This is a genomic window from Fictibacillus nanhaiensis, assembly GCF_036213205.1.
Lineage (GTDB): Bacteria > Bacillota > Bacilli > Bacillales > Fictibacillaceae > Fictibacillus > Fictibacillus nanhaiensis_E.
On record NZ_JARMFC010000003.1, the window covers coordinates 36,918 to 44,434 of the forward strand.

Genomic DNA, 7,517 nt, shown 5'->3' on the forward strand with positions numbered 1-7,517 from the left:
CAACAAAAATAGAAGTTTTCCTACAAAAAAATGCCCTCGCTACGGAGGACAATTCTTGTTTCATTTGTTCTAAGGTAAATATCTTTTCGCGCCAACATACGAATTACTCCAATAGTTAGCGTTAAGTGATTGTATACGTACACCTTTGGAAGTAGCAGCAATAAACTCTTTATTTCCCAAATAAATGCCTACAAAGGAAACACTATTGCCGTTTGTCTTAAAGAATACGAGATCACCTAATTTTTCTTTTCCTTTTACAACGGGGGTGCCGCCTTTATACTGGTCAGCAGACGTTCTTGGCAAACTTTTGTTTACTACTGTTGATTGGAATATATATTTGGTAAACCCGGATGCATCAAATCCTTTTGGTGTTGTCCCGCCCCATTTAAATGGAGTTCCTTTGAAGAGTTTAGCTGTTTCTGTTACTTCTTGATCGTATGATGGAGATGCTTTTGCTGCAGATACACCGCTTAAGATCAACAGAGCTGCGAGTCCTAATGAAACCACTGCGACGAGTAAACGTTTCATGATTAACATCCTCTCTATAATGAACTCTTTCACTCTATTAGTCGACGATCACTCTGCTAAAGTTACTTTCTTTCCATAAGAAAAAGACTGCAAATTGCAGCCTTTTTCGACATACATATTTATATTAGGCTCTTTGTTAAAAAATGCTGCTTTTCAATCTTTCTTTTTATGTCTATGACGCAGGTGAGACTTATACGAGTAACGTACGAATGTGGCTCACCGCCTGCCCCGCGGAAAGCGAAGCACCTGGAGCGGAAATCAACTACTTTCGTAAAGCGACAATGTATACGATAACGGCCTTATATCATTGATAGAAGTTTGCACCGGTCACTCCTTCAATCTCTTCATCAAGCTGATAAGGACCGATCGAATCAAGTTTCGTATTATTAAACTTCACAGACTCAAAACCGTAACTCTCAGCTGTTAATAGAATAGCATCAATCATCATTAGGTCTTCCGTATCATCTGCTGATAATTTTATAGAGTCAGGAAATGTAATCTCTACATCATCCTTGTTAATAATTTTCACACCTAATGCTGTATCTTTTGGTAACAATGGCTTTAGCCCGCGCTTTTGCTCATCATCCATCATCTCAAGAGCATCTGTAAACTCCTTTGGCATCGAGTCAGCGTCTACCCCTGTTGAAAACAGACTTACGATAAACGAATCTGATGATGGTGCATCATAACGGAAATGTGGAGCTCCTGGAACCTGAAGATTCCACTCTGAAACTGTACCGAATCGTGGAAATTCATAGCCATTTTCACCGTTCATCCGAAATTCCACTTTCGCCTTCTGTCCTTCGTTAGCAAATGTCATAGAAATAAGTGCTTGTAACAATGGTTCTTCTGCTTCGTTAATCGTATCCTCAGGGAAATCAACGATGACCGTCTCTTCTTCTTCAGTTATTTTAGCCTTTTTTAACGGACTATTCGTTAGCCCAACATCGCTCGGATTGAATGCTTTAAGTTCTTTATTTACTTTATTGACGTAATAGTCTCGATCAGTTAAAAAACTTACAGGTATGACAAGCTGTGCTTGATCATCCAAATAGCCTACTGTCACCCAGTCTTTGTTCATTGCTTTTATATTTTTATTCAAATATGGTGCGTGATAAGCAACAGAAGGTTCAGTTTTCATGATTCCAACTGAGTTTTGATCCTTATCCGCTGAGTCATCTAGTGATTTCCCTTCCATCTTATCTGATTTTTCAGCAACTTTGGAGTTTTCCATCTGTACGCCGTTCTTGATAAGATCTGGGGCAAATACACCAAAAATAACGAGTGCACAAGCTGTAGCTAAAGCCGGTAGACTCCATGAAGGAAGCCGCTTCCCCTTATTGTCCTTATATTTAATATTTGCCTGAACCTTTAAGAAGAGCTCCTGCTTTGATCTGCGATCTCTTATCGGGGGCAAATGCTTAAGATGCTGTTCAATTTTTTCTTCGTTCCACTTAATTGGTTCCATCTTTCAATTCCTCCTCCAGGCCCGGTTGCTGATCCAGCCATTTGCGCAATTCTTTTATAGCCCGGTGCTGGGTGGTCTTCACTTTACTTTCGGTCCAACTTAGTATTTGCGCGGTTTCTGAGATCGATAATGACTGAATGTACCGAAGTACAAGCACTTGCTGCTGATCGAGTGAACAACGTTTCATCATTGTATATAAATCTCGGTAAGACTCTTTTTTTGCAACTAACTCTTCTGGAAGGGGGTCCTGATCACGCAATAAACTCTCACTTTCTTTTATATCAAAGAATAGGAACCGTTTGTTGCGTCTTGATTGTTTTCTAAGCCAGTCAATGGCCACGTGCCTGGCAATGGAATACAACCATGTTTTCTCTGAACTTTTACCTTCGAAAGTTTCGTAAGCGTTTAATACCCGGATATAAACTTCTTGTACAAGATCTTCTGCCGATTCCCGATTTCGTACCATATAGAAGATAAACTGAAATAATGCCGGATGGTACTCATCGTACAATCGGTCGAACGTTTCTTTCACTTCGGATGGCCCCCTATCTCTATGTATTTATATAGTCGACTTTTCTAATAAAAAGTTACATTACAAACATGTTACTTCTAAGTCTACTCTTTTTTATATCATCTCGATAGGACCATTTGGTCGATAATTCCCAACAAAAGAGGAACTCCTTTGACAAAACTAGCCAGAAATATGTATAGAGCCGGATGGGTGTTGTTTTAGTTAATAAAGCGGAAGAGCATCAATACGTAGCCGGGTATTTTTATTATTTTTTCGTGAAATATTTATGATAATCCCTGAAGTTTTGAAGCTATTTCCGCGAGTTTGGCTTACACATCCGTGAGTCGACTTATCTCGACGTTTTTGGAAATACATATACCCTCACCCTTCAAACAAAAAAAGACACCAAAAAAGATGGTGCCTTCTCTTTATTTCATTTTCACATAGCTTAAAAACATTTCTTCAATTGTATCCCAGGCGATTCGATACTGCTCTTCTTCTCCTAGGAAAGAATAATGAAGCACGTTACCATCACGAAGAGCCCAAAAAATACGTGAAATGTTTTGCGGATCTAGCTCTCTTTTAATTTCTCCCGATTCCTGACCCTCTTTAATAATCTTCACAATATAATCGATAAATCGATTGTATCGCGCGGCAAGAATAGACCTTAAATCATCTTGTCTTGATCCATAGAGCCAGAATTCAATATATACACGCATTGTCTGCTGATCATCTTCTTTTAACTCTTGCTTTTTCCAACGCTTGAATAGATTTTCAAGCTTTCTGCTAGCACTTTTAAGAGAGGCGTTCTCTTGTTCCATAGCTTCAAAAAATTCATCTGTTCTCTTTTTTAACAGCTGTAGATAGATCTCCTCTTTACTCGCAAAATAATTATAGATGGCACCTTTACTAATATTTGAATCTTTTACTATATCGTCAATAATCGTAGCTTGATATCCTTTTTCACTGAAGCATTTTAAGGCGCTCTCAAGAATGTGGTTGCGTTTCTCTTCTTTGTACTCAGCTGAAACTTTAGGCATGATGCTTCCTCCATTTATGACACGTCTTTCATAAGTATAACAGAGTTTTCAGTCTATTTCGGAAAAAGTTTTCACGGTTCGAGACTCGTTTGTTTGAATGATTTCCCGTTCCATGTGTACTTGTTCCACATACGTCGAAAATCCAGTTTTCAACAGAAGTTGGTTTAAGTGATCCTCTTTTTTTGGAATATTAATCGTCATCCTTTTTACTGATCCCTCAGCGGGAAGGAATACCGTTTTTACTAATTCTCTAACTGTGTCTTCTTGTAAGTCATTCTTTTCGTCGGTTACACATTGATAGAGTAGAATTGCCGATAGCTCTCCCGCTTCTTTATAGACCTTTTTATAAACGGCATATCCGAGTGCGATATCGTCTTTTTCCCCTATCACACAAATAAAATCTTTTAAACTTTGAAATTGCGTTTGCCATGCCGTAGTAGTCTTAAAATAAGACAGGCGTTGTAAATGGTGCATCGGTACTTCTTTAACCTTTATTTCTGAACTTTCATCGTTCCAAGTCGTAATGACTCCTTCATGCTGAAGATATGTCAGCTCTTCGAACGTCACATAACCCATACTTTCATATAGTTTTATAGCAGCATCGTTTTCTTTGATGGCTTCTAGCCTTGCGATCTCAACCTTCTCTTCTTCATATATGTTTAGGCAGCTTGAAATAAGCTTCTTACCGACACCCATTCCTCTAAAAGGTGGAGCGATTGCGGTTCCTCCATTCCATACGTACCGTTTGCCGTTAATCGTTCGAAAGCTGTTCAGCACAAACCCTGCTAACTTGCCATCGTAAACAGCCACGACCGACTTTTCTAAAGAAATTCCTTCACCTGCAATTTTTAGTATGAATCGATTAAGGTCCATGGTCATATCAGAGAAATAATGTTTCCACGATTCGTTCCATAACGAAACCGCTTCATTAAAGCTTAACTCACTAAATTGTTTAATGACTAACACCACAATCACTCCTCTATTTTCTTTTTAAAAACGACTGGTCGTTTTATTAAATTTTATAAAATAAAGGAAGCGATCGCCAACTTAATCGTTCGACAAGAACGGTAGATTTTCTTCAAGCTTAGTAAAATGAATAAAAAAGCTGATATCAAAGTTCATTTAAGATATCAGCTTGTTTTATTTTTTATGATTTTTCTTCGAATAGCATCTTAAAATGATCGAAAAATTCTTCTACTTGTTGATTTTCTTGCTTCAAATAATCGTTTAGTTGTTGTTCTGTTGATAACTGAAGAGCCTTCTCGCCAAATTCACTCATATCATCTAACACACCAGATGTTTTCTCTCCGATCTCAACATCTTCTTTTAACAATTGAGCGACTTCCGTTAGTTTATTGAGCTGTTCTTCACTTAAGCTTTTGTTTTGATGAATATCTTCCAACATGGAGTAAATAATCTGTGCTCTTTCTTTTGTCTGTGTTTTCATAGAATCACTCCCTATATTACTCATCCCCCATCCATTCTCTTAATAAACTGTTTTATATTTACAAGTATTGGGTAAATCAGGAGTAGTAACTTAGAGAAAGGAAGAGTGCTGTGGCGAAAAGGTCTGTACTTCGTCAGAAAAGAAAACGATCGCTCTGGATTCGGCGAACAGCTATTATTACGTTAATTCTTTTCTTGTCCAGCGTGACATTTGGAGGCGCATTGATCTACGCATACGTGAACGGCACTCCAAAGCTTACAGCGGACGACTTAAAAGATCCTCAATCATCAATGATCTATGATATGAACGACGAGTTCATCACGTATGTAACAGGCTCTGAACGAAGAGAATATGTAAAGATCGATAACATTCCTGAACTCGTACAACAAGCCTTTATTTCTACTGAAGATGTTCGTTTTAAAGATCACATGGGAATCGATATAAAGCGAATAGCCGGAGCAGCTGTTGCAAATGTACAAGACGGATTCGGTGCTGAAGGGGCAAGCACGATCACACAGCAAGTTATTAAAAACTCTGTTCTATCATCTGACAAAACCCTGGAACGAAAAGTGCAAGAAGCGTACCTTGCTATTCAGTTAGAACAAAAGTACTCAAAGGATCAAATCTTAGAGATGTACCTCAACAAGATCTATTTTGGAAGTGGTGCTTATGGTGTAGCGACAGCTTCAAAGACATATTTTAATAAGCCACTGAAAGATCTATCACCTGCCGAAGCAGCACTCTTAGCTGGCCTCCCACAAAGGCCGAGCAGCTATGATCCTTTTCTTCACCCTAAAGTGGCGGAAGAAAGACGAAACACCGTACTGCAGCTCATGTATAAAAATGGTGCAATCACAAAAGATCAAAAAGAAGAAGCCGTCAACACATCTGTAACAGACTCCCTCTCCAAAGAAAAAGCAAAACGATTAAAATATGATGCTTTTATTCAACAAGTGATTAAAGAATTGAAAGAAAAAGGAGTTTCTGAACGAGCGATCTATGAGGGCGGATTAAAGATTTATACAACTCTTGATCCAAAAGCTCAAGCTCATACCGAAAAAGTGTTATCTACAGAAGAATATGTAAAATATCCAAATGACAAGTTTAAGGCTGGTGTCGCTTTACTCGATACAAAGACCGGTGTTATCCGTGCTATAGGTGGTAATCGAACGAGCGGTGACCAAAATATTGAAAAAGGCTTTAACTATGCGACCGATATTACACGTCAGCCTGGCTCGACCATTAAACCAATCTTGGATTATGGTCCAGCGATAGAAAAGTTTAAGTGGTCTACGTATAAACAGATTAAAGATGAGGAGCTAGAGATTGACGGTTGGGAAGCGGGAAACTGGGATGATGAATTTCATGGAGATGTTTCCATGAGAGAAGCACTCGTTCATTCATACAACATTCCAGCGATCAAAACCTTTATGGAAGTTGGTTCAGAGGATGCGGTAAGCTTTGCCAAACAGCTAGGTATTCCGATTAAAACTGCTCATCCAGCCTATGCCATTGGCGGATTTGGTAAAGGTCCCTCACCTTTAGAACTAGCAGGCGCTTATACGGCATTTGGAAACCAAGGTGTCTATCATAAACCGACCACTCTTCGTAGTGTGAAATATCCGGATGGTTATGAAACAAAGTACGAATCTAAGCCTGTTGCGGTCATGCATGATTACACGGCTTATATGATTACAGATATGCTTAAAGATGTTGTCAAACGAGGAACAGGGACGCTAGCCGCTATCCCCGGTTTAGAGGTTGCAGGAAAAACCGGAACTACTAACATGCCGGACGGGCTTGATCATATTAAAAAGGGCTCTAGTGACTCTTGGTTCGCAGGTTATACAACAAATTACACAGCCGCTGTATGGACGGGCTATGACAAAACAACAGCTGAGAGCTACCTAACACCTGAAGACCAAAAGATCGCCAAATATATTTTCAAGTCTATCGTCTCAGAAGTGTCAAAGGACAAAAAGACCGCTGGATTTTCTAAGCCTAAATCAGTTGAGGAAGTCTACATTAATAAAGATACTGGCTATGTAACAAAAAGTAGTTATGGATCTAACGTCACAAAAGAACTCATCGTAAAAGGTACATCACTAAAAGATATGACTGCGCCGGTTAAAACCAAAAAAGCAGATAAGAAAGACCGAGCGAAGAGTAATAAGAATGATGAAGATAAGAACGAAAAGAAAGATTCAGACAAGGTTAAGGAAGACGAGAAAAAGAAAGAAGAGGAGAAACAAACAGAGCCTCCTCCTACAAAGCCAGAGGATGAGGCTGATCCGCCACCACCACAGGATGACAACCCGGATGATCCTGGAACAGAACCTGAACCTGAAGATCCACCGACAGTGCCAGATCCACCTCCAACGGAGCCGCCTCCGACAACTGATCCGCCACCAACTGATCCACCACCAGCGGATGATGGTGAAGGTACGGGAACAGGAGCTGGCGATGGGACAACAACTGAGTAATAAAAAAAGTAACCCGCTGAATTGAAGTGACCCCTAAAAG

At 39.4% G+C, this 7,517-nt stretch carries 7 protein-coding genes; 1 reads left to right on the forward strand and 6 read right to left on the reverse strand.

Annotated features, from left to right (window positions below):
* Positions 1–69: 69 nt before the first annotated feature.
* The 6 genes from P4V41_RS03940 to P4V41_RS03965 form a co-directional block, all read right to left on the reverse strand.
* Complete coding sequence (locus P4V41_RS03940; protein WP_328083512.1) at positions 70–528, reverse strand: C40 family peptidase; 459 nt, start codon at positions 526–528, stop codon at positions 70–72.
* A gap of 304 nt (positions 529–832) precedes the next feature.
* Entirely contained in the window at positions 833–1,996 is a 1,164-nt protein-coding gene (locus P4V41_RS03945) for a hypothetical protein (RefSeq protein WP_328083513.1), read from the reverse strand.
* Positions 1,983–2,528 carry an RNA polymerase sigma factor SigX gene (sigX, locus tag P4V41_RS03950; protein ID WP_328083514.1) on the reverse strand — a complete coding sequence of 182 codons (546 nt, stop codon included), beginning with the start codon at positions 2,526–2,528 and terminating at the stop codon, positions 1,983–1,985. Before sigX ends, P4V41_RS03945 begins: the two co-directional genes overlap by 14 nt.
* Before the next feature lie 407 nt (positions 2,529–2,935).
* Entirely contained in the window at positions 2,936–3,547 is a 612-nt protein-coding gene (locus P4V41_RS03955; protein ID WP_328083515.1) for a TetR/AcrR family transcriptional regulator, read from the reverse strand.
* Positions 3,548–3,595: 48 nt separating this feature from the next.
* Positions 3,596–4,513, reverse strand: a complete 918-nt coding sequence (locus P4V41_RS03960) for a GNAT family N-acetyltransferase (protein WP_328083516.1) — start codon at positions 4,511–4,513, stop codon at positions 3,596–3,598.
* Between the two features lie 181 nt (positions 4,514–4,694).
* A complete protein-coding gene (locus P4V41_RS03965) occupies positions 4,695–4,994 on the reverse strand; it encodes a hypothetical protein (RefSeq protein WP_328083517.1) in 300 nt (99 codons plus the stop codon).
* A gap of 110 nt (positions 4,995–5,104) precedes the next feature.
* On the opposite strand from P4V41_RS03965, the gene P4V41_RS03970 reads away from it, so the two are divergent.
* A complete protein-coding gene (locus P4V41_RS03970) occupies positions 5,105–7,477 on the forward strand; it encodes a PBP1A family penicillin-binding protein (RefSeq protein WP_328083518.1) in 2,373 nt (790 codons plus the stop codon).
* Positions 7,478–7,517 lie beyond the last annotated feature (40 nt).